Origin of the sequence: Pauljensenia sp. UMB9872, from assembly GCF_030212665.1 — a bacterium.
GTDB lineage: Bacteria > Actinomycetota > Actinomycetes > Actinomycetales > Actinomycetaceae > Pauljensenia > Pauljensenia turicensis_B.
On the sequence record NZ_JASOER010000001.1, the window covers coordinates 165,330 to 187,722 of the forward strand.

A 22,393-nucleotide genomic window follows, 5' to 3' on the forward strand; every position below is an offset into this window, starting at 1 on the left:
CTACTGAGTGGTCTCGTATATGTTGCCACGCCAGTCATTGTGGTGGGTTGCAACCCACTGGAATAGGGCAGCAAGGACCTGGCCGGTTGCAGTGTTCGGTGAGTCTTCTCCGTTGCGGTGACGCGCCAAAATGCGCCTGAAGCCCAGTGCTGGCAGAGTTGTGACACGCATACCTCCCAGCACGATTCCTCGGATAGCCATGTAGGGCATGATCGTTGAGCCTTTACCGGCGCGAATAAGGGCGTGTGCGGCTTCGTAGTTGATGTACGAGTAGGGCACCCAGTGGATGTGCGATGTTGCAGCTACCACACGCTGCATGGGGAGTGCGCCGATCGTGTCTGGTGCGACCCGGAGCCATTGGACGTCGGCAAGGTCGCGTTCGGATCCCACTAGCGGGGCGTTGGAGGGGCTGACCAGTACCCAGGGTTCGTCGATGAATTGGACATCGGTGAAGCCACGTGGCGCGTTGCCGGGGGCGGTGTCGCGTTCCAGCATGAGCAGGTCGAACTCGCCTGAACGCATCTTCGTCATGCCGGGGCCTTCGTCGGATTCATCGATGTGGATTTCGACGCCGGGAAGGTCTTGTTCCAGCTGGGAGGTGAGGGGGAGGAGAACGTTACGAATGACCGTGTGAAAAGCACCGATGCGTACGATACCGGTCAGGTGCCCGGCGATGGGGCGAAGATCTCGGGCAATGTCGTTAAGGTCGTTTTCGATGCGTTCGGCGCCGTTGACAAGAATGCGCCCGGCGGGGGTAAGAAGAGCGCCGGCTGGGTTGCGATCGACGAGGTCCAGACCGACTTCTTCCTCGAGTTTTTTGATTTGTTGTGACACCGCTGATGCAGAGACCCCGAGGTAGTCTGACGCGGCGACGATTCCGCCTTCGCGGTGAACCTCAAGAAGAACTTGGAGTCGTTTTGGATCGATATGCATCGGAGCTCCTACTTCTTAAGCAAAACTTAAATTACAAAAAAGAATAGTTCAATTGAACTGTATGTGAGTGGCGTACATACTTATATGTATCAAGTCGTGAACAGTGAGGCTTGCGACACAGAGTTGAATGGAGAAACGTCATGATGTCATTGGTCCGTCGTCAGCTCGACTGCTTCCGTTCCTATGTCACTCGCTATCGCAAACAGCAGCGTGATGAACTGCAGTTCTGCATGGATCGCCCGATTTACGGCAATCTGGTCGCCCGCTGAAACCGGCTTGGTGATAACAGCGCTCTCTCTAGCGTGACAACTCAATAGACAGGAGAGGCGATGCCACCGGTGGCATCGCCTCTCCTGTCATGCCTGCTTACTGAAACAAGGATGAATTAAGGGCTAATGCCCGAATTGATATCACTGGCTCTGTTGGAGCGCATCGACAACCGCGGGAGTGAGGGCGCGGAATGCAATGCCTCGATGGCTGATCGCATTCTTCTGCTTGGGCGTCATTTCCGCTGTCGTCACGTTAAAGCCGTCGGCGACGAAGATCGGGTCGTAGCCAAATCCGCCGGTACCACGGCGCTCGCGAAGCAAAGTGCCACGGACCTCTCCGCGCTGAACGAACTCGCGCCCGTCAGGCAGAACCAATACAGCAGCAGAGACGAATGCGGCGCCTCGTAGTGCATCTGGCACATCGGTCAACTGAGCAAGGAGCAAATCCAGGTTTGCCGCATCGTCACCATGGTGGCCACACCAGCGAGCAGAGAAAATACCGGGCGCTCCACCCAGAATGTCAACGCACAAACCGGAATCGTCCGCGATCGCCGGCAACCCGGTCAGCTTCACCAAAGAACGAGCTTTGATCAGAGAGTTCTCTTCGAAAGATGCACCGTCTTCTACCGGTTCGGGCGCATCAAAGTCACTCATCTTGGCAATGATCCCGGCCTCGTACCCTGCGTATGCGGGAGCCAGAATTGCTTCCAACTCCGCAATTTTGTGGGCGTTGCCGGTGGCGAAAACCAATTTGGGGGTCGTCATCAGAGGGTGACCGTCTCAAGTTCGCCAGCGGTCAAACAACGACGTTGCAGATCGGCCAGCTGCGCGTTGCCGATCGCTGCCAGGTCAAGCAGATCGCCCAGTTCATCACGGGTGAAGGGTGCGTGCTCGGCAGTGCCCTGAATCTCGATGAAGTTACCGTTGCCGGTCTGAACGATGTTCATGTCAGTTTCTGCACGGACGTCTTCAACGTAGGGGAGGTCGAGCATCGGGGTGGCGTCGATAATGCCAACGGAGATTGCCGACACGGAGTCGGTCAGCACGGACATGCCAGCCTTTGGTGTGATGAGACCCTTTTCGGTGCCCCAGCGGACCGCTTCAGCCAGTGCAACGTAGGCGCCGGTCACGGACGCGGTGCGAGTGCCACCGTCTGCGCGCAGAACGTCGCAGTCGAGGACGATCGTGTTTTCGCCTAGAGCTGTCACGTCAATGATTGCGCGCAGGCTTCGACCAATGAGGCGTGAGATTTCTTGCGTGCGTCCACCAACCTTGCCCTTGATGGATTCGCGCTGTGAGCGTTCAGCGGTTGCGCGTGGCAACATCGAGTATTCGGCGGTGACCCAACCTTCTCCGCTCCCTTTACGCCAGCGCGGAACACCCTCTGTCAGCGAGGCAACGCAGAGGACACGAGTATTTCCGAACTCGACAAGGACGGAGCCTTCGCCGACGCCCGCCCAACCGCGGGTCATGGAAACGGGACGGAGCTGGTCGAATGAGCGCCCATCGGCGCGAGATGCATCATGAGTCATGCCTCCAGCCTAGTTCACTTCGCGAAGCGGACCCCAGGAGGGCTAGCGTTGAGGTATGACACTTCACCTTCCCCTTGTCCGGCTAACTCCTCGCGCCCTGGTTTCCGTGCGTGAGAATGTCAGCCCACGCGCGCTCCTTGAACGCGGCGTAAAGGCTTTGGATGCAGGGGTGAGCCAAGAGGATCGCGCAGGGGTGTCGTCCGTCCGCGCAGTTGCAGTAAAGCCAAACGGTGCGATCGGCGTTATTCCAGTTCGCGATGCCTGTGCAGAGATTAAGTTGGCACCGATTTCCACCCCGGTCGCCCTCTCTCTGATCGACGAGGCCACCCCCGCCTATTTCGTCGGTGCCACTGATGATGGGGTGGGGCAGATCGTGCTCTGCCTTGACAATGACGCTGAGCTTCCGGGCGTGCAGTGGGTTCACCTGCGATGGGGCGGGCATATGTTGGGTGCTTCGGATTGTGGGGTTGCACTGGCGGGTGTGTCTCTTGCTACTTGGCATGCCTCCTACCGTTTCTGCGCTCGTTGTGGGAAGCCTGTTCGCTCGATTCTGAGTGGCTGGGCGACGGAGTGTTCCGGGTGTGGGCACGTGGAATATCCGCGACAGGACCCGGCAGTCATCGTGCGCATCCACGATGATGAGGATCGTGTGTTGCTTGCGCACAATACGGCGTGGCGCACCACAATGTGTTCTCTGATTGCAGGCTTCGTCGAGGCCGGAGAATCGCCTGAACATGCAGTTATTCGCGAAGTTAAAGAAGAAGTTGGTCTGGATGTGGCCAGCGTTGAATATCAGGCGACGCAACCGTGGCCGTTCCCTCGTTCGCAGATGATCGGGTACACCGCGCGAGTAGCTGTTGGAACACCGATTGTGCCGATTCCCGATGGGGAAGAGATCGAATGGGCGCGGTTCTTTAGCCGGAGTGAATTGCGCGATGCTCTTCACAGCGGTGAAGTGAGTGCACCGGGCCCAACATCCATTGCGTATGCCCTGCTTGTGGACTGGTATGGAAGCGACTTGCCTGAGAGCCCAAGCTCGCTTGACCCGCTTCGGCGCCCATGATGCACATTGGTTTCTCCATGGTCAGTGGGACAATCGTTCTATGAATGTGCCAGACCCGAATGCTCTTCTTGACGCGCTTGACCCGGATCAGCGCGCTGTTGCCCTGCAAGTGAAAGGGCCATTGGCTGTTCTTGCCGGCGCAGGGACAGGGAAAACACGTGCGATCACCTATCGCATTGCGTACGGTGTGGCAACGGGTGCGTTCACGCCACATTCGGTTCTTGCAGTGACGTTCACGCGTCGCGCTGCTTTTGAAATGGGGCAAAGACTTACTCAGCTTGGCGTTCCCGGAGTTTCTGCTCGCACCTTCCATTCGGCTGCACTCAGTCAGCTGAAATTCTTCTGGCCAACAGCAATTGGTGGTCAGATTCCAGAGATCATCCCCAGTAAGTCATCGCTTGTTTATCCCGTGATGTCCCGCCTTGGAATAGCGCAGGGAAATATTGAATTCCGTGACGTTGTCGCCGAAATTGAATGGGCGAAAGTGTCGATGGTTGACGCAGAGCGCTACGGCGAAATAGTGCGCGACGGACACCCTGTTCCAGATGGCTTAAGCGCTGATGAGATGGCAACGATTCTTCGCCTGTATGAGGACGCTAAGCGTGAACGTGGTGCGATCGATTTTGAAGACGTCCTTATTTTGATGGCCGCCATCATGCAGGATCGCCCTGACATCGCCAGGCAAGTGCGTAACCAGTACCAGAACTTCGTGGTTGATGAATTCCAAGATGTGTCACGCTTGCAACACTCGTTGTTGGATCTATGGATCGGTGATCGTTACGACGTGTGTGTCGTTGGCGATGTTGCCCAGACAATTTATTCATTTGCAGGTGCTCAATCATCATTTCTTGTCGATTTCCCAAAGAAATTCAAGGGGGCGCACGTCCTTGAACTGACCAGAGATTATCGGTCGACGCCTCAAATTGTTGATGTCGCTAACTCGGTTATGCTGGGGGCAGGGAAAACCAGTGGCGCTGTCACGCTCAGCTCTCAACGACCTTCGGGCGCGCATGTTGAATTCGCAAGCTATTCGTCGGATAGGGAAGAAGCTGAAGCCATCGCGTCGAAGATTCAAGAGCTCATACATCGTGGAACACCTGCCCACGATATCGCTGTTCTCCTTCGTATCAACGCTCAATCCGAACTCTACGAAGAAGTATTTTCAGCGCGTCAGATTCCGATTGCTCTTCAAGACGAGACCCCATTCTTTGATCGAGAATCAGTTCGCCGTGCAGTCAGCCATCTGATCGCGGTGTCGAAGTCTGGCCAGGATGCCTCTGACTCCCTGCGCGACCAAATAGAAGAACACTTGGGAGCCATCGGCTGGACGCCTCAAGCTCCCAATGGAGCAAATGCGCTTGAACGCTGGAATAACCTCAATACGCTGATCGCATTGGCTACTGATTCATCTGCTCCGGATCTTGCTGGGTTCATTGAAGAGCTCACGCACAAGCGCAAGGCTGCAGAAGAGCCAAATAAAGAAGGCGTGGAAGTAATGACTCTTCACTCGGCGAAGGGGCTGGAATGGTCAGCCGTTTTTATGCCGGGGCTCAGCGAAGGTCTGCTCCCTATTTCCTACGCTAAGACCCCCGAAGCAATCGAAGAAGAACGTCGCCTTCTCTACGTTGGTATCACTCGTGCGAGGGACATTCTTGAGCTCTCGTGGGCGCGAAGCCGGCGTGACGGGGATCGTTCGAAGCGTAAACGTAGTCGCCTGCTGAACAGCGTGTGGCCGCAGAACCCCTCGGCAAAGACGAAGAAGCCCGCTCACGCTCACGCATCATCATCGAAGCAGGCGATACGCGAGTTCCAAGCAACAGCGTCGAAAGAGACCCTCGATCTTTTCGAAGCCCTCCGCTCGTGGCGAAGTGCTGTTGCAAAGCTCGCTGGTAAGCCCCCCTATACGGTTTTTTCGGATCTCACGCTCCGTAAGCTTGCGACACAGCGCCCGAAGAACCATCGTGAGCTTCTTGAGATTTCCGGCATCGGCGAGATCAAAGCAGATGCGTTCGGATCATCCGTTTTAGCGATCCTGGACGGCGAAACAGTTGAAGTGACTAAGGACGATCTTCTTTAATACGTTCTCTTCGTACTATCGATCGGAAGTACGGTCGCTTAGACTGCTCTCCTTACACCCGCAATTCGCTTGAGGTACAGCTTGTCGTATCGAAAAGCCACCGCGAGCATCAATATGGTGAATACCCGATGTCATCAGGTGATCATTCCCCATAAAAGTCTGGATAAACCTAGCAATCGACCAGGCTGCGCCATGGGCGGCAAGAGGTGTGGGAGCAACCAATGGTGTCCTCATCGCCGTCTTACGGTGATCAAGAAAATCAGGATCCCTAGCGCTTTCTTGGGAGAGTAAACATGCTCCACACGCACTGAGTCCTGGGATGACAAGAGGCCCGACGTCATAGCCGTCTTCCAGTTCAGTGACCAGAAGGTGGGGGATATCTTCTTTCACGAGCATCCAGGAGTCTTCGAACGCGGGGAAACGCTGAGAGGACACAATCGTTAAAGCCTCACTTTGACCATGAGAATGAGGCACGTACCGGGGGAGTAAGTCATAGCGATGTGATAGTGACCGCTTCAGTGGCAACCCTAGAAAGCCTTCACCAATCACCCTGGCAAGCCGGTCATCAACCCGACGTGGTTGCAGGGGAATGACCTCAAGATAGAAGTCATTTTTCACCAGATCCAAAACTCGCACAGATACGTCATCGAAGACGGTGAACGTCAACGCGAGGTGCTGGGGCAGAGTGACATCTTCTAAGAACCCAGCGTGTTGCAGGCGCATTCGAAGACGAATCGGCAAAGTGCTCGGCAAAGGATCATCCTGATCGGCATCCAAAGACACAGAATGATGACTGCAAGCGATCAAGGCATTGATCTGACGATCATGCAGGCCACGAAGCACCATTTGGTGACCGTGATCTGTTCCAACCTGGACCGAATGATCCCCAACCCTCAACACCGTGACGCCGGGCTTCAACTTCATCGCACACCTCTTCGTGAAAACTCGATGGCGATGAGTATGCCAGCCTTCAACCCGGCCCAGCATTTATCCACAGGACGAGCGTGCTCGCGCGAAAAAGTTATCCACAAGCATCGGCGCGGAGGTGACGATGAGCTTCATCGTTAGGCCTGAGTATCCCCCGAAGAAGGATCAGAATCCTTGTCTTCAGAACCGTCAGCAGAATCATTGAACTGATCCCCGGCCTGATTGTCCGGAGCATCTGGAGCAAATCCTGCCCGCGCCAACGTTTCACTCTCGGGATCACTCTCCGGAGAAAGCCCTTCAGCCCACCCCATCGTGCCGTCCAACAGGGCATTGAGAGCAGCATCGATATCCGCGTCCTGCTCACGAGCCGCCTGGCGGATCGTCAAGAAGGTGTCGGGAGAATCAAGCTCTGCCTGCGTCGGCACCATATCAGGATGCGACCAGAGGTTGTCGCGAGCTTCCCTCCCACCATCGGCTGCGACAAGACTGAAGATCGATGCAGCGCCTCGCCCGCGACGCGGACGCATCTGCAACCCGATCAACTGACCCAGCACCTGCTCGGCTGGGCCACCGGTAGCGCGACGACGACGGATCATCTCGCGCAACTGATCGGCGTGAGGAAGATACGGGGCAGTCGCTTGAGCCGTCACAACTTCAACCCAGCCTTCGATCAGCGCAAGCATCGTTTCAAGACGCTCCAAACTACGCTTCTGCTCGGGCGAAATATTCATCGCAAACACGCCACCCGACAAGGCTTCCTCGATCGACTGCTGATTCGTTAGATCCAACGTGCGGGCAACGTCAGAAAGAGCTTCCATGTCGATCTCGATATGAGTCGCGTATTTTTCGACAGCTCGCATCAGATCGCCCTCAAGCCACGGAACTGAAGCAAAAAGCCGACGATGAGCGCACTCGCGAACAGCAACGAACTGTAGAACCTCTTCGAAAGGAATATCCAGCCCGTCTGCGAAATCCTCAACGTTCGACACCACCAAACCGGTTGTCGGCTTCGTCAGAAGGGGAATACCCACATCATTTGTGCCGAAGGTTTCGCGCGCAAGAGCGGTCAATGCCATTCCAAGCTGAGAAGAAAACATCATCGCCGCCAGCTTCGGAATCAGGTTTTTCATTTGGCTTGCCATAGGCGCAAGGCCCTCAGGAAGAAGTGAAGGATCACCTGCGCTCCCGCCCATCTGGTTTTCAATCACAGACGTGAGCGCACGAGAAACATTCAGCGCAATCGGTTCGCAGATTCGTTTCCACTGATCGAGGGTGACCTCGGTCCACTCAATGCGACTCCACGCCGCACGCTCGACCTGTCCGGGGGCAAAATCAGTGACCGTATCAAGCCACAAGTCGCCAACGCTCAACGCTTGACGTACGCGCCCCGCCTGGGCTGCACTCACAGCTGGATCGCCCGCGGAGTAGATCTGTTGCCGTGCAGAATCATTCACGATTCGCCAATCAACGGGACCCGTGGACGTACTCATAAAGAACTGCATCTGCTTTAGTGCGGCGTTCAAAGCGGTTGGATTCTGAACCTCTGGGGGCAACATTGAAGGATCGAACCCTTGCGCGTTCAACGCACGCATTGCTTCTTCCGCTGCGTTGGCACCGAGCATATTGCGCAGAAAGTCTTCGAATGGATTGTCTTGGGGGAACGTTTCGTCCTCGTTCATACTGCGAGCCTACCCGCGCCACCTGAGGAATCGCGCGATGAACTATGGGCGTGCGCTGAAAGCGGAATTGGAAAACACTGAAATAGGCATCTCAGCGTGCCCTTGAGGCAAGCCATGGGTGACAATGATCCGGTGAGTATTGATGAACAGCAGGATCACAGCCTCCTAACCGGTGAGCTTGAAGACGCCACGGTGCGGTCAGAAAACACTGCCGACACCCCCAGTCAGCGGGTAAAGAAATGGATGCCGAGTCGTCCCACCACCGCTGCGATCGCCGGTGGCGTGATTCTAGGAGTCGCGCTGTTCGTCATACCAATGCCGTATGTGTTGGAATCGCCGGGACCGACGTTCAACGTCGTTGGGTCATATCGAGGTACCGACCTGATCGCAATCTCCGGCACCGACCCTGATTCGGGACAGTCCGTCGCTGTTGAACCCTCGACGGAAACTGAGGACGGTGTCGGACAGCTTCGGATGGTAACAGTGTCTCAACGAGGTGGGCCGAGTGCCCGTTTGAATCTTGCTGAGCTGGTCATGGGCTACTTTGATTCGAAGTCCGTCCTTGTTCCCTACGAAGAGGAATATCCCTCGGATATCAGCCAAGAAGAGGTTGACCAAGCCCAATCAGCGCTGATGTCGAATTCGCAGTCGACCGCGGAAGTCGCGGCTCTGGAATCGCTTGGCTGGGACGTGCCCGCATCGGTGCGTGTCGTCCAGGCAGTCAAAGGAACAAACGCAGAGGATAGCGTTCAATCGGGTGACTTGCTTGTGTCACTCACTGACGCCCAAGGAGTCGTCCATCCGATTGATCGAGCATCAACTGTTTTTGCGCTGGTCAAGACTATCCCCGCCGGCACAACACTGACATTGACCGTTGAGCGCGACGGGGAACAGGTCGATATTCCGATCACGACGGTGGCCGCTCCCGAAGGACACCAAGGCTCTCGCCTAGGCGTTTACCTGTCTGTTGAAGCCACGCTTCCGTTTGATATTCAGTTCAATCTGAAAGACGTGGGCGGTCCCAGCGCAGGCATGATGTTTGCGCTTGGAATTATCGACCGCATGACCCCAGGTGCCCTTGCAGGAACTGAGAGCATTGCCGGAACAGGGACGATGTCCTACGACGGTGAAGTGGGCGCGATCGGTGGCATCGTGCAGAAGATGTGGGGAGCCAAACGCGACGGGGCTTCGTGGTTCCTTGCCCCCTCTTCGAACTGCGATGAAGTTGTCGGAAACGTCCCCGAAGGCCTCAGTGTCGTCTCTGTTTCGACTCTGTCAGAAGCCAGAACTGCCGTAGAAACAATCGCGGTCGGCCAAGGGGATACCCTGCCGACCTGCGAGTGATGTTCGCAAAAGGCCGTCAGCCGACGTCCGGTTCGAGTGATGCGAGAAGAGCCTCGACGAGGTTTGGAACAAGGTTTGTTCCCTGACCAACCTTGTCGTCGGAGTCGAATGCTTTCGTGCGCAGAGCACACCAGGATTCGCCGGTGCGAAGCACGCCAACAGCAAGACGAACATCCGCGCGTGACGGGTGGTTCGAAATGAACTGGATGGCTTCTTCAGGATCTTCGGGAGCCTGATCTTCAACCTCCGGGGGTACGACAAGACGCTCAACCGTAATCGCAGCACCAGCAACCTGTTCTGGCCAGCCAAGATGTCCGAGCACCTCTTCAAGGTCGTCTTCTCGAAGATCTTCCTGAATCACGGCAGACAGGTGTTCTTCGCTCCCATCCCACCCCTTGCGAATTTGCTGAGCAATATCCTCGGGCAAGTCCGGCTGGGCAAGAAGCTGGGACGTGTGGACAAGCGCATAGAGCGACGGGGCATGATCCCAACCGATTCGTGCAGCGCTACGTTCAATGTCGACAACAACATTCGCAAGTGCAATCTGACGCGCGCTCGGCATCTGAGGTTCTTCGATAGTCATGGAATGTATGTTCTCACGTCGAGCACGCAAAGGTGCCAACGAATTGTGAGTTCTGATGAATGCCAGTCAAGGCTAGCGTTCCAACAGGAGCCTCGTCGCGCACTCTCACGCACGCCGCGGGTAGGATGAGAGCACGATAATCAACGTAGAGGAGTGACGCTGTGAGCGCCTTTCCCATGCCCGAACCTCAGTCAATGAAGCCACAGAGGGGAGGGAACAATACTGACCGTCCGCGTTTGGGCCCAATGACTCTGACGCTGTTGATTCTGGTTGGAATTGGCGCGATCATCTATGCGGCCTCAGTCGTATGGACCGAGATCCTCTGGTTCCGTCAGATGCATTCAGTGCGTATCGTGCTGACCCAATGGATCGCTCACGCCGGCCTCTTCGTCATTGGTTTCCTTGTCGTGACCGGCCTGATTCTCTGGTCGCTCAACTACGCGTATAAGCATCGCGAAGCTTCCACGCGAGGTCAAGCGTCCGCAACCCTTCGCGAATACCAGAAGGCACTGGACCCGGTTCGTCGTATCGCCTTCTGGGTGGTCGCCCTGTTCCTCGGTTTCACGAACGGTGTCAACCTGGCGAATGATTGGCAGACGGTTCTGCAATTCGTGAATCAGACGCCCTTCGGGAAGACGGATCCTCAGTTTGGTTTCGATATCGCCTTCTTCGTCTTCACAATGCCGATGCTGAAACTAGTGGTCGGGTTCCTGCTGAAAATCTCGATTCTCTGCTTGATTGCAGCATTCGTTGTCTCCTATGTGTACGGGACCGTTCGCCTGCTTCCGCGTCCTCACGCGTCAAAGCCTGCTCGTCTACAGACGGGCGTCTTCGCTGCACTGGTTTCCTTCTTCATCGGAGCGAACTACTGGCTCGGCCGCTATGACCTGCTTACCCAAGACGGCGCCAATATTGATGGCGCCCTCTACTCCGACATCCATGCAACGCTTCCAGCTCATTCGATCCTCGCCGTTATCTCGTTCTTGATCGCTCTGCTTTTCCTTGTCGCAGCGTTCAGGGGATCCTGGCGTCTACCCACGATCGGTGTTGCCGTGACCGTGATTTCTGCTGTCATCATCGGTGGCGCGTACCCCGTGCTCATCCAGCAGTTCCGCGTCACCCCGAACGAACGAACTCTGGAATCTGAATACATTCAGCACAACATTGATGCCACCCTCGCAGCATACGGCCTCGATGATCTGGAATACACGAACTACGACGCCGCAACCAGCGCTCAGCCCGGACAGTTGCGCGAAGACTCTGAATCAACGTCGCAGATTCGTCTGCTTGACCCGCAGGTGATCACGAAGACCGTCCAGCAGCTGCAACAGTCGCGTCCCTACTACGGTTTTGATTCAGGAATGTCCGTGGACCGTTACACGGTCGGTGACGAGCGTCGAGACACAGTCATTGCAGTGCGCGAAATGAACCTCGCCGGTTTGTCTGCAGAACAGCAGACCTGGGTGAACACGCACACCGTATATACGCACGGCTACGGTGTTGTCGCCGCCTACGGTAATTCGCTGAACTCTGATGGCCTGCCCTCATACTGGGAGCAGTCGGTGCCCTCGGTCGGCGAAATGGGGGACTACGAAGAACGCGTTTACTTCTCCCCGAACGCCCCCTATTACTCGATCGTCGGTGCTCCGGAAGGTAGCGATCCGCAAGAACTCGACTACCCGGATGACAATGTCCAAGGCGGTCAGGTTGCCACAACCTTCACTGGCGACGGTGGCCCAAGCGTCGGCAACGTTTGGAACAAGCTCCTCTACTCGATCAAGTTTGGTTCCACCGACATCTTCTTCTCGTCTCAGACCAACTCTGCTTCGCAGATCCTCTACAACCGTGATCCATTGGATCGCGTCGCAAAGGTTGCCCCGTTCCTGACTCTGGAACAGGAAGCCTACCCGGCTGTCGTTGACATGGATGGGGATCCGTCAACCGAAAAGCGCCTGGTTTGGATCGTCGACGCCTACACGACAACAGACTCCTACCCCTACTCGCAACACCAGTCCCTGTCCAGCTCAACCGTTGACTCCCGATCCTCGCAAGTCGGCGAATATGTGCGCGCAGAGACGATTAACTACATGCGCAACTCAGTGAAGGCCGTCGTTGACGCATACGACGGGTCCGTTCACCTCTACCAGTGGGATCAGGAAGACCCGATCCTCTCGACGTGGATGAAGATCTACCCGGGTCGTGTCGAACCCCTGAGCGGAATCAGCGGTGACTTGATGAGTCACATGCGCTACCCGGAGGACATGTTCAAGGTTCAGCGTGAACTTCTTACAAGCTACCACGTCACCAACGCGTCCGACTTTTACGCCGGTGGTGACCGTTGGCGCCTCGCCGAAGAAACATCAACCGCAGTGTCCGCATCCTCGAACGCATCGCAGTCGGGCGGAGTTTCTTCCGGAGTGACGGCTCAGCCCGCCTACTACCTGACAATGCAGATGCCGACCCAGGAAACCGCAGAGTTCTCACTGACCTCCGTATTCGTTCCCGGTGGTGAATCCAAGCGTGAAGCAATGGCAGGCTTCCTCGCCGTCGACTCAGAGACAGGGAACGAGGCCGGAAAGATCCGCGATGGGTATGGAAAGCTCCGGTTGCTAGCTTTGCCGTCATCGACTACCGTGCCCGGTCCGGGCCAGGTGCAGAACGCATATGACTCGAATGAGACCATCGCGCGCCAGCTCAACTTGTTGAATCAAGCGGATTCGCAGGTTATTCGAGGCAACCTCTTGACTCTGCCCGTTGGTGGCGGTCTGCTTTACGTCCAGCCCGTCTACGTCCAGGGCACCGGCTCAGCGTCCTACCCGGTTCTGCGTTCAGTCCTGACTGCCTTCGGTAACCAGGTCGGTTTCGCGCCGACTCTGGAAGAATCCTTGGATCAGACCTTCGGCGGTGACTCGGCCGCAACAGTCGCGAACAACGCAGGTGGGGAAACCGCAGAAGGCGACGATACGTCAAACACCGTCACCCAAACTGCTCAACAGCGCTTGAACCAAGCACTGACCGACGCCTCAGCGGCCATGCAAGCCGGACAAACAGCGTTGAGTAGCGGAGATTGGAGTGCCTACGGCGAATCCCAGAAGAAGCTCAACGACGCATTGGCGCGAGCTCTTGCCGCACAAGAAGAACTTGGACAGTCCACTGGCGTCACATCCGGCTCCACCGATACGCCCCAATCCGGTTCAACCCTCGGCTCTCCGGGCGCTGAGGCAATGCAGTCAAACGGCTGATCCTCCTCCGCGCACTCAGCCCTACCCTTGACGAAACCCGGGCGGTGAGCTTCTACGAGACGAAGCTCACCGCCCTCCGTTTGAAGCTCTGTCACGAGCGCGCTAGGGTAGTAACTACCGACGCGGGGTGGAGCAGTTCGGTAGCTCGCCGGGCTCATAACCCGGAGGTCGTAGGTTCAAATCCTGCCCCCGCTACCACGTCAAGCGCCTGATCTGAAAAGATCGGGCGCTTTGCTATTTCAATGGCTTCAACTGGAATAAGCGCTTCGACAGAAACGTCCAAGAAGCCAGCTGCGCGTGCCAAGTCAGTGACTGACCATGTGACGTGCCCTTTTAACTTGCGAGACATTGTTGCTTGTGTAACGCCGAGTGCGTCGGCAAGAGCGGCAGCTGGCTGTGATCTGCGTCGAAGCCAGATAGCGATACGTTCCGCGACAATCTCGTTTGGTGTCAAGGTTCTAAGGTATGAATCATTAGTCATAGCGCAATAGTATCAAAGTGTGTATGTTGTGCAAGTGGTGCAGGGATTGCGATATTATTGTTTTGACAGCGAAAGGCGGTATGGGTATTGTAGTCGTCGAAGAAGGTTAGGTGAGATGCAAGAAGATAGCGTAGGTGTAAGTATGGAAGCGCTCTTAACTACTTCCGAAGTGGCGAATGAGCTTCAAGTTTCGCGGAATAGTGTGACAGCTTGGGCTAAGCGTGGTCTGCTTTCGGCGATCAAGCTTCCGTCGGGACAGTTCCGTATTCCCGCATCAGCAGTTCGAAAGATTCTTGAACCTATCAATGGGTCGAGCAGTCGAGATCAAGGGTCTCCTGAGTCCTCTTGGGTAGATGTTGAACTGCCGTTCGTGCAGGAAAGGACTGAAGCAGAGAGTGCGTCAGCGTTTACTGATTCGCTTCAGCAGGCTGGGTGAGGTTTCTTGTGGTTGTGGAACCTGGCTGGCTTCGCCTCTTGTTGGGCGTTTGCTGTTTTAGTCTTGTTGGTGTCTAACGGTTGTTCGGGAAGGTGCGTCTGGTAATGAGTGATGAAACAGAGCTGAATGCGATGGGGGATTCTGAAGGGACTGCGCCTGCTTTGGTGGCGCACGCGTGGTGGCGTCGGCCTCGTGTGGTCGCTCCGGTTGTTGCTTTAGCGTTGGTGGCTGCCGGTGGTGGTTCGTGGGCTGGTGTGAACGCTTACCGGAATCATGTGGCCTCAGTTGCTTTCCAGTCTGCGCTTGAGGAGAACACTGGTCTTGCTACGGGGCTTGCTAGTGTTCTTGAGCAGGCGCGCACGGTGCAAGCGGAAGCTCTTGAAGCAAACGAGACTGCGGGAGAGTCGCCTGCTGTTGGCGAGGATGAGTTGAAAGTACTGGCTGACGCGCTGGCTTCTGCTGAGGGAATCGATCTGAGTGCGCCACCTACTCCTGTGGGGCGTGATCTTCTGCGTGCAGGGGCTGAGGAATTATCTGCGGAGACTGTTCTTGCCCAGAACGCTATTGTTTCTCTTACCTCTGCGACGGCTAGCGTCGAAACCCAGCTGAACACGTATGTGCAGTCCACGTATGAGGCTCTGGTTGCTCAAGCGCGCAGTGCGATTGAGTTTGCGCAGACAACTTTGGATGGCTCTGAGTCGAAGGTTGATGACAATACTGTCCGCGACGCGCTCTCAACTGCGATCGAGACGCTGAAGGGGCTTGTGTCCGAGGTAGAGGCATCGGGCGCTGTTGGTTCTGATTCTTCTCAGTCCGGTGAAGATAGCCGGTCAGGCGCGCCCATGCCCAGCGTTGATCGTGTGGCGCTGAAGGTGAAGATTGATGAGCTTCGTTCTGCGGTTGATGATGTGAAAGCGAAGACCGTTGCAGTCTCTGATGCTCAGTCTGCCTGGCAGCAGGCTCAAGACGCCCAAGCTCAGGCGAGCTCTGCCTCGGCTGGTGGGGGAGCGTCCTATAGCGGTTCTTCTTACGACTACTCCGGTGGCGCTTACAGGGGTGGTGGCTCGCCGTCAGATTATTCGGGCGGATCTTCCACTGATCTTGGAAGTTCGGGATATTGGTACAACCATAACTATCCGGAGTATGTGTATGACCCTGACGGTTGGCGGCATCACCAGATTCAACCCGATTCAAATGGTCACTATCAAACAACAGAAACGGTCATTCCGTGAATCGCTCTGAATTTCAAGCGCAGCACCGTGAGTAGTGTGCTGTAGCTCAGTAAGACTCCTGCCAACTGGGCGCTCCATGCCCTAGGAAAGCTGATCGCCTAGTTGGTGGGTTCCACATGTATTCCCATCAGTTGAAAGGAATTTGATGATGGTGGATTCTTCTGTGCCTAGGGTGGCACACTACTCACGGCTGAGGTCTATCTTAGCCTCTCTTGCAGTGATGGTGGTTGTGTGTGCCTCGTTGATTGCTGCGTCTCCTGCTTCGCTTGCTGCGGGGTCGTGGGTGCGTGGCGTGCCGATTAACGGCCTGTCTGGCTGGCTGGGAACGTGGATTCCCTATAGTGGTCAGCCGGTTCCTGGGTTGTGTATTCAGGCTGACGCGGTCAATCCTGCAGCAGAGGTGGTCGTATCGCCCAGTCAGTTGACGGTTCAGCCATCGCTTTCTCGTCCGGCTGATTTGAGTGTCGATATTCCGCAGATGGCGTACATCATGAAGTGGTATACGCCAACTTCGCTTGAGTTTTCGAATACCGATGTCGATGCGGCTGCGACTGCTTTTCTTGCTCACGTGAATTTTGAGAACTCGCGTAATGCTCAGGCGAATGTGAATACGCTTCTTGCTTCCGTTCCCCAAAACGTTCAAAACCGTGCTCGCCAGATGGTTGCTGAAGCAAAAGCATCGGGTGTCGTTGGCTGGCAGGCTGGTAGCGTGACGGGGGAGCGTATGCGCTTTGGCACTATCGACGGTATCGGTGTGAAGAATGGCGCTAATGCGTATGTTGCGGGTAAGCCGTTCACTATCACTCTTAATGGCCCGGCGGTGTTTGAAGCGAGTGGGACGAACACATATACGGGAACAACTGCGTCTGCGCCGGTTGGTGGTATTCAGTGGCGTTCAACCGCGAACGGCACGGTTTCCTATCATGTTGATTACGCAGACTTGGGTGCTTCTGCGCTTGGTTACGCGTCGCCTGGTGGTGGTCGCCAGGATGTGATCTGGTTTGATCAGGACAAGGGTCGTTCTGAGACGGTTGCGGGGCCGTCGTTTGAGGTGATTTTTGATTTCCAGCCGATTGCTACGTCCAATGTGGGCACCTCTAAGGTGATTGACTCTACGACCCTGGTGGACACGATCACTGCCAGTGCTGACCCGAATTATGGTGATGGCAAGTGGCTGGAAATTGACGGTCAGCCGGTTCCGGTCGTGTATGAGGGCACTGCCTATGCGTTGGGTCAAGAGCCGGTAGACCCTAGTGATGAGGTTCCCGCAGACGCACGGGCGGTCGCGACCGCGTCATTTACCGCCGAGGGTCCTGGTGAGCATAATGTCAATGTTGATGTGGCCGGTTTAGCCCCTGGGTTCTACACGTGGGTCTGGAAGGTCGTCAAGGATACTCAGCCTGGCACGATTGGTGACCCGGCGATTGACATTAAGGAATTGGTGCACGCCGACTGGCACGACCAGTTCGGGTTGGGCGATGAAACAACGTCATATCGTTTCAAAGCGAATGTGGATACTAGTTTGTCGGTTCGTGAAACCAAGTCAGGCTCGTACCTTGTCGACGACATGTTCGTCACCGAACTACCCGAGTCTCACCCGAACTTCACCGCTAGGGCTGGTTTTAAGGCTGACGAGCTGAAGTTCACTCAAAAACTGCTGTTCTTCCCCGAGGGTCAGGCGGTCACTGACGAGAATATTGCGGCTGCTGAAACGATCAGCGAAGTTCAGGTTGATGCTTCCAACGGTTTCAAGCCCTCTGTTGGGTCAACCAAGTTCAAAATGAAAGACGGCGAGCCGGGTACGTACGTGTTTGTTACCTCGTTTGCTGGCGATGATCGTGTTGCTCCTTTTACAACCTCTGTTACTGACAAGAGCGAACAGTATGTTGTTGAGCCTAATCCGCCGACATTGAAGACCACCGCGACCGACAAGACAGACGGTGATAAGACCCTCGCTTCTTCGGGCATGGTCACGATCACGGACAAGGTGTGCTACACGAACCTGAAGCCGGGCAAGGAATACACCCTGACAGGCACGTTAATGGACAAGGCAACAGGTGAACCACTCATGGTTGAAGGCAAACCCGTCACCGCCTCCAAGACGTTCACCCCAGACCAAGCTGACGGGTGCGAAAACGTTGATTTCACCATCGACGCCTCCATGCTGGCCGGCAAGACCACAGTCGTGTTCGAACGCCTCGAACACGACGGACAAACCATCGCTGTCCACACTGACATCAACGACGAAGGCCAGACGGTTAAGGGTGGGGATGAGGATCGTGGTTCGTCGTCTCGTGGCTTGGCTAAGACTGGTGCGCAGATTGTGGGTGTTGGTGGTCTTGCGAGCCTGGCTCTTGTTGGGGGCGGTGTTGCGTTGGTGTTGAAGCGTCGTCGCGTCGCCTGAACCGTTTTTGAGCTCTCGCCCTCATGCGCCTGATATCTCTAGGGCGGGCGTGTGAGGGTGAGGCCCTCTCACCTTTAATTTCAAGTATGTAGCAGGCGTCGGCAGGCTATGGCCGTGGGTGCTAGGGCATGAGGATGGGGGCGAGCAAACGAATTACTCGCCCCCATTCGAGTACCTAGCACTCGATAAATCGCTTAGCTACAAGCGACAGAAAGGCGATACCAGTGATATCGCAAACACCAGCTTATATCAATACACAAGATGCAATGAAACGTCAAACGGCAACGTTCGTTGACATGCTTCGCTCTGTCAAGATTGGTGATTTAACGCCCTTAGAGCGCTCTCAGGCGGTTGAACGGATCTGGCGCGATACGTGCGCGCATATTGATGAGGTCTGCGAGGCAAAACAAGCCCGTGGTCATCTAAGTCGCGAGACGGCTTTTGAAGCGCGTGCGACATACAGGCGACTGCTCCTTATTGCGCTCAATCAGGCACTGAATATCGCTTTGCCTGGGAGTCGTTTTAATCCAATGCCTCAAGGCTCTTAAACGGCTTGAGCGTGCCTGTATCCCCTCTTACTTTCTTTTTCGTTTAACGATGTGGAACGGAACTATCCTGCCATGAGTATTAAAGCTATGACGTGGGTCTGGGAACTCCAAGAACTCACGCAATCTGAAACACTCGTCATGCTCTCCCTGGCTGATGCTGCTAGAGACGATGGTGTCTGCTGGCCATCCCAGGCGGTCATTGCAAAAAAGTCGCGTATGAGCGTGCGTAATATCCGTCGAGTTATTAGTCGTCTGACGGATTCGGGCTGTTGGTCAGCCCGCTTGCTGTTAGGGGGCGTGTTGTGAGTGTTGAAGCGATTGAGTGGGCGTTTGGTTTAACCGACGGTATTGATGTGCTTGAAAAGCTGGTTTTGTTGTCTTTGGCTGATGATGCTGGTGAGGATGGCTGGGTGTTGTTGCGCTCGCTTGAGCGTCCAGCTCGCCGGTCGTGTTCAAGTGTTGATGATGTGAAAGGTGCTTTGGTCCATCTTCAACAGCGTGGGCTTATCGATCTGGGTTGCTCGGATATTGAAGCGGCGCGCTTTCCCAGGTTGGGCCAGGTGATGGTGGGGGGTGATGTGTTGTGAGTTTCAGGGCTGTTGCGTGGGCGTTTGATCGGATTAGGGGTCTTGGGCAGGGCGAGAAGCTGGTGTTGTTGGCGTTGGCGGAGTTCGCTAACGACGAGGATGAGACGTGGCGTTCGCGTGAGGAGATTGCCAAGCGGGCGGAGTGTTCTTTGCGGAGTGTGGCGTCGCATTTAAAAACACTGGATGAGTGTGGGCTCATTTCACGTGTTCCGCGTTATTCGTGGTGCGGGGATCAGTCGGGTGCGTGTGCGGATAAGTCCGCGCATAAGCACCGGTCGGGCACGACGTATCGTCTGCATTTGGAGGTGGAGGGTAATTTCGCTGAGTCTGCTGAGTCCACAGATGCAAATCTTGCACATGTGGACTTTTCGGCGGAATGTAGCGGTTGTGGCCACAGATGCAAATCTTGCACATGTGGAGACGATAGGGGTTCCACAGATGCAAATTCGGGTAGTCCACAGATGCAACAGGTTGCACCCATATGTACATATAACCCCCAAATAAACCACCAAACCAAACCTAACCAAACCCACCAAGAAGAATTACCCGAAAAGCAGTTACGCGGTAATCGTGGTGGCGGGTTGGAGACTCTCGAACGTGACTGCGACGCTTTGGTCGCAAGTGGCGACGCTTCGCTCGCCACCAGCGACCGGGCGTCGAGCAAGGCGGGTCACGCTGGCGTTGCGGGCGAAGATGAGGCTCCAAATCCAACCTCCTCCTCCAACGGTGATCGCCAGACCCCTCGTAAACGCCCTGTAAGGCACCTAGAACGCTCGAACAGGGGTGGGGTAGTATCTGGGCAAGGTAACGTCCCTGAAAGTCGCTCAGAACGCCGTTTAGATGGTTCTGGTGGTTCGGGTGGCGCGGATTGGGCGTTTTTGGCGACGGTCGTGCCTGAATCGTGGCTTGACTGGCTCTCTGGCGCTGGCGTGCGTCAGCTTCAGAGCCTTGCGGAAAACGCGTGTGCTGGGAGCGGGTGGACTCCCAGTGGCCTGCGTGATGTGTTGGCTTCGAATCCCTTGCCCCCGCCCTCGGATGTTCGCAATCCAACGGGTTTTCTGATCGCCAGGGTGCGTGATGTTCTCGCTGTTGGTAAGCCTCCAAGTGCCAGTGAGCGCCGCGCCGAAGTTCAGCGCGAAAAGCGTGTTTTCCTCGAAGATGTTGCCTCACAACGCCTAGCCCTTGACTGGGAAGTTTTCAAGCGCGTCAATGCGATTGCCCAGCGCGGTTACGATGATGACCCTGACCTGTTTGAACAGGTTCGCCAGATGGCCGATGACTGGTATGCGGAACAGGAAAAGCGCGCATGACGGCCGTGATGTATGCCTCGTTGGGTGCGTTGAATCTGAGGCTCGCAACCCCTGGTGAAGCGATGGTTTTAGCTCGCTTGGTCTGGCACGCTGACCAAAGCGGGGGTGTGATTATCACCTACGGTGAACTTGGCGAACAGGCGATGATGAGTCCGCAGGCTGCGCGCGAGTGTGTCGCGAACCTGATTGGTGAGTCTGTGTGCGTGTGTGATGAGCCTGTTCGAGGGGCAAGTGAGCAGGGGGCGCGCCAGATTCAGATCGCCCAGCATATCGTTGCCAGGCTTGCTCTTACCCGAGTTCCTGTCGTGAACAGCGTATCGACGTCCACGTTGAACACTGATGAGTCTGCCGACAATACCGGCAATGCCGTATTTACCGGATTTGCCGGTAATGACGGTAAAGACGGTATTGGTGGTGGTATTGGGATTGACCCTTTGTCTGCCAGGGGCTTGCTTGCGCTCCTTGAGGCGTGTGTGAAGTCAGGGTGGGCGGATAACGCGTCTCGCGGGCTTGCGGTTGCCTGTGAGGTTGAGGTTGATGCTCGGCTGGGGTGGATTGTGCGTAGGCGTTCGCATATGTCGAGCGTGGAGGCGCGCCAAGATCTGATTTCCAGGTTGTGGAGCGTTCTGAGAGAGCATACGCAGCAGGTGTTGTCGGCTGAATCGAACCCGTGGGGTTTAGCGGTTTCGATTGTGGTCAGGCAAGTGTCGCATGCGGACGAGATGTTCCTGCGTGAGCTTGCGGTAGACACGATCGGTGAACTGGGCGATTTTCGAGCAGTGGGCACCGATGATGTGCGTCCTGTTGACCAGGTGTCTTTTGGTGATCTGACTGAACTGTTTTCGCGGGGGCATCATCATCTGATCGCTGAGCTTGCCTCGCGCGGGGTGGGGCAAGGCTTGGCGTGGCAGGCGACGAGGCGCATGGTTGAGATCGCAGCGACCACGGATAGGTCACGCCAGATCAAGGTGGCTCGCTCTGATGAGTATCTTGCCTCGCTCGCACTTCCACCGCATGTGATCTCAGCGTGGATGTCCCTTATTTGTGGGACTCGCCGCGGTGGGGTGGACTCGTCGTTTGTTCTGCGCATTATGCGTGGGGGAACGGGGGTTGAACCTCATGAGGACAAGTGGCTTGCGTTGATCGAAAACTGGGCGTTTGAACAAGGCAACCGAGGCGGTGAGAGTAAAGCTGTTAGCGCGTAAGCTCGGTTTTCTCCCAGTTGGTTGTCGTGGTTGTTGAGAGTACGCGCGCACTCCAGAGTGTCATGTTCTCTGACGTGCCGGCGAGTGCTTCTTCGACTGCCTGCCAGGTCGCATAGTAGGTTGCGTCGTTGCTGTATCCAGGGGGCAGTGAGCCTGGGGTGAGTGCATACAGGGTTGCTTCAGTGGTGTCGATCCAGCGAGGTTCACCGAGCATGACGGCTCCTTTGACGAGTGAAGAATGATCGTTGAGTGGTAGGTAGGCCAGTGACTGTCCCGTCGGGTGCGACTTTGATTGTCCATTTTCCTTCAGGGTCACTTACTTTCACTGTCAGTGTGCGCCCCAGTTTTGCTGCGTATTGGCCGATATAGGCGCTGGCTTTCTGGCGTGCTTCAGGAAGCGTGGGGGCTTCCAGGTAGGTGGTGAGTCCGCTGATGATTGTCTTAATCGTGTGTGATTGGTCGATTTCGACGCTGATGTGTGGCCAACTCACGGTTTCCTGCCTTTGTGGTTGAAAGTGTTGCGTCTCGAATGTGAGCTAAG

The 22,393-nt window shown here is 55.9% G+C and carries 22 protein-coding genes and 1 tRNA gene; 14 read left to right on the forward strand and 9 right to left on the reverse strand.

The genetic code is table 11. The features are described from left to right. Positions 1–933 carry a LysR family transcriptional regulator gene (locus tag QP109_RS00770; RefSeq protein ID WP_285022676.1) on the reverse strand — a complete coding sequence of 311 codons (933 nt, stop codon included), beginning with the start codon at positions 931–933 and terminating at the stop codon, positions 1–3. Positions 934–1,073: 140 nt separating this feature from the next. On the opposite strand from QP109_RS00770, the gene QP109_RS00775 reads away from it, so the two are divergent. Next, complete coding sequence (locus tag QP109_RS00775; RefSeq protein ID WP_101627932.1) at positions 1,074–1,202, forward strand: histidine kinase; 129 nt, start codon at positions 1,074–1,076, stop codon at positions 1,200–1,202. A gap of 141 nt (positions 1,203–1,343) precedes the next feature. Here QP109_RS00775 and rdgB read toward each other — a convergent pair whose 3' ends face one another. Continuing rightward, positions 1,344–1,967 carry an RdgB/HAM1 family non-canonical purine NTP pyrophosphatase gene (rdgB, locus tag QP109_RS00780; RefSeq protein WP_285022677.1) on the reverse strand — a complete coding sequence of 208 codons (624 nt, stop codon included), beginning with the start codon at positions 1,965–1,967 and terminating at the stop codon, positions 1,344–1,346. Further along, entirely contained in the window at positions 1,967–2,734 is a 768-nt protein-coding gene (gene rph, locus QP109_RS00785) for a ribonuclease PH (RefSeq protein ID WP_285022678.1), read from the reverse strand. Before rph ends, rdgB begins: the two co-directional genes overlap by 1 nt. A gap of 55 nt (positions 2,735–2,789) precedes the next feature. Here rph and nudC point away from each other — a divergent pair, with 55 nt between their 5' ends. After that, positions 2,790–3,797, forward strand: coding sequence for an NAD(+) diphosphatase (gene nudC, locus QP109_RS00790; protein ID WP_285022679.1), 1,008 nt, complete (start codon positions 2,790–2,792; stop codon positions 3,795–3,797). Between the two features lie 40 nt (positions 3,798–3,837). Next, positions 3,838–5,874 (forward strand): ATP-dependent DNA helicase UvrD2, encoded by a 2,037-nt coding sequence (locus QP109_RS00795; RefSeq protein WP_285022680.1) that lies wholly within the window; start codon positions 3,838–3,840, stop codon positions 5,872–5,874. Between the two features lie 15 nt (positions 5,875–5,889). Here the strand turns inward: QP109_RS00795 and QP109_RS00800 are convergent, their stop codons facing one another. Next, on the reverse strand, positions 5,890–6,798 hold the full coding sequence (locus QP109_RS00800; protein WP_285022681.1) for a hypothetical protein: 909 nt from the start codon (positions 6,796–6,798) through the stop codon (positions 5,890–5,892). 140 nt (positions 6,799–6,938) lie between these two features. After that, positions 6,939–8,480 (reverse strand): zinc-dependent metalloprotease, encoded by a 1,542-nt coding sequence (locus tag QP109_RS00805; RefSeq protein ID WP_285022682.1) that lies wholly within the window; start codon positions 8,478–8,480, stop codon positions 6,939–6,941. Between the two features lie 114 nt (positions 8,481–8,594). Between QP109_RS00805 and QP109_RS00810 the strand changes: the two genes are divergently transcribed. Beyond that, on the forward strand, positions 8,595–9,824 hold the full coding sequence (locus tag QP109_RS00810; protein WP_285022684.1) for a YlbL family protein: 1,230 nt from the start codon (positions 8,595–8,597) through the stop codon (positions 9,822–9,824). Between the two features lie 16 nt (positions 9,825–9,840). On the opposite strand, the gene QP109_RS00815 is transcribed toward QP109_RS00810, so the two are convergent. After that, on the reverse strand, positions 9,841–10,407 hold the full coding sequence (locus QP109_RS00815; protein ID WP_285022686.1) for a PPA1309 family protein: 567 nt from the start codon (positions 10,405–10,407) through the stop codon (positions 9,841–9,843). 161 nt (positions 10,408–10,568) lie between these two features. On the opposite strand from QP109_RS00815, the gene QP109_RS00820 reads away from it, so the two are divergent. Beyond that, complete coding sequence (locus QP109_RS00820) at positions 10,569–13,649, forward strand: UPF0182 family membrane protein (RefSeq protein ID WP_502929257.1); 3,081 nt, start codon at positions 10,569–10,571, stop codon at positions 13,647–13,649. A gap of 121 nt (positions 13,650–13,770) precedes the next feature. Next, positions 13,771–13,847 (forward strand) — tRNA-Met (locus tag QP109_RS00825). Here QP109_RS00825 and QP109_RS09245 read toward each other — a convergent pair. After that, entirely contained in the window at positions 13,804–14,130 is a 327-nt protein-coding gene (locus QP109_RS09245) for a helix-turn-helix domain-containing protein (protein ID WP_350224199.1), read from the reverse strand. The genes QP109_RS00825 and QP109_RS09245 overlap by 44 nt on opposite strands. Before the next feature lie 142 nt (positions 14,131–14,272). Between QP109_RS09245 and QP109_RS00830 the strand changes: the two genes are divergently transcribed. The 8 genes from QP109_RS00830 to QP109_RS00865 all read left to right on the forward strand — a co-directional run bounded on the left by QP109_RS00830 (position 14,273) and on the right by QP109_RS00865 (position 21,852). Then, positions 14,273–14,566, forward strand: a complete 294-nt coding sequence (locus tag QP109_RS00830; RefSeq protein WP_285022688.1) for a helix-turn-helix domain-containing protein — start codon at positions 14,273–14,275, stop codon at positions 14,564–14,566. A gap of 104 nt (positions 14,567–14,670) precedes the next feature. After that, positions 14,671–15,798, forward strand: a complete 1,128-nt coding sequence (locus QP109_RS00835; RefSeq protein ID WP_285022689.1) for a hypothetical protein — start codon at positions 14,671–14,673, stop codon at positions 15,796–15,798. A gap of 220 nt (positions 15,799–16,018) precedes the next feature. Continuing rightward, positions 16,019–18,202, forward strand: a complete 2,184-nt coding sequence (locus tag QP109_RS00840) for a VaFE repeat-containing surface-anchored protein (RefSeq protein ID WP_285022690.1) — start codon at positions 16,019–16,021, stop codon at positions 18,200–18,202. 266 nt (positions 18,203–18,468) lie between these two features. After that, on the forward strand, positions 18,469–18,750 hold the full coding sequence (locus QP109_RS00845) for a hypothetical protein (RefSeq protein ID WP_285022691.1): 282 nt from the start codon (positions 18,469–18,471) through the stop codon (positions 18,748–18,750). 72 nt (positions 18,751–18,822) lie between these two features. Next, positions 18,823–19,056: a helix-turn-helix domain-containing protein gene (locus QP109_RS00850; RefSeq protein WP_285022692.1), complete on the forward strand. Its 234-nt coding sequence runs from the start codon at positions 18,823–18,825 to the stop codon at positions 19,054–19,056. After that, positions 19,053–19,337, forward strand: coding sequence for a helix-turn-helix domain-containing protein (locus QP109_RS00855; RefSeq protein ID WP_285022694.1), 285 nt, complete (start codon positions 19,053–19,055; stop codon positions 19,335–19,337). The genes QP109_RS00850 and QP109_RS00855 overlap by 4 nt, the downstream gene beginning before the upstream one ends. Further along, positions 19,334–20,647: a helix-turn-helix domain-containing protein gene (locus QP109_RS09370; protein WP_502929258.1), complete on the forward strand. Its 1,314-nt coding sequence runs from the start codon at positions 19,334–19,336 to the stop codon at positions 20,645–20,647. Before QP109_RS00855 ends, QP109_RS09370 begins: the two co-directional genes overlap by 4 nt. Next, the gene (locus tag QP109_RS00865; protein ID WP_285022698.1) at positions 20,644–21,852 is read left to right on the forward strand and encodes a hypothetical protein; all 1,209 of its coding nucleotides are present in this window, start codon (positions 20,644–20,646) and stop codon (positions 21,850–21,852) included. Before QP109_RS09370 ends, QP109_RS00865 begins: the two co-directional genes overlap by 4 nt. On the opposite strand, the gene QP109_RS00870 is transcribed toward QP109_RS00865, so the two are convergent. After that, positions 21,842–22,066, reverse strand: a complete 225-nt coding sequence (locus QP109_RS00870; protein WP_285022700.1) for a hypothetical protein — start codon at positions 22,064–22,066, stop codon at positions 21,842–21,844. The two genes, QP109_RS00865 and QP109_RS00870, sit on opposite strands and share 11 nt — an antisense overlap. Next, positions 22,056–22,343, reverse strand: coding sequence for a hypothetical protein (locus QP109_RS00875; RefSeq protein WP_285022702.1), 288 nt, complete (start codon positions 22,341–22,343; stop codon positions 22,056–22,058). The genes QP109_RS00870 and QP109_RS00875 overlap by 11 nt, the downstream gene beginning before the upstream one ends. Positions 22,344–22,393: the final 50 nt, after the last annotated feature.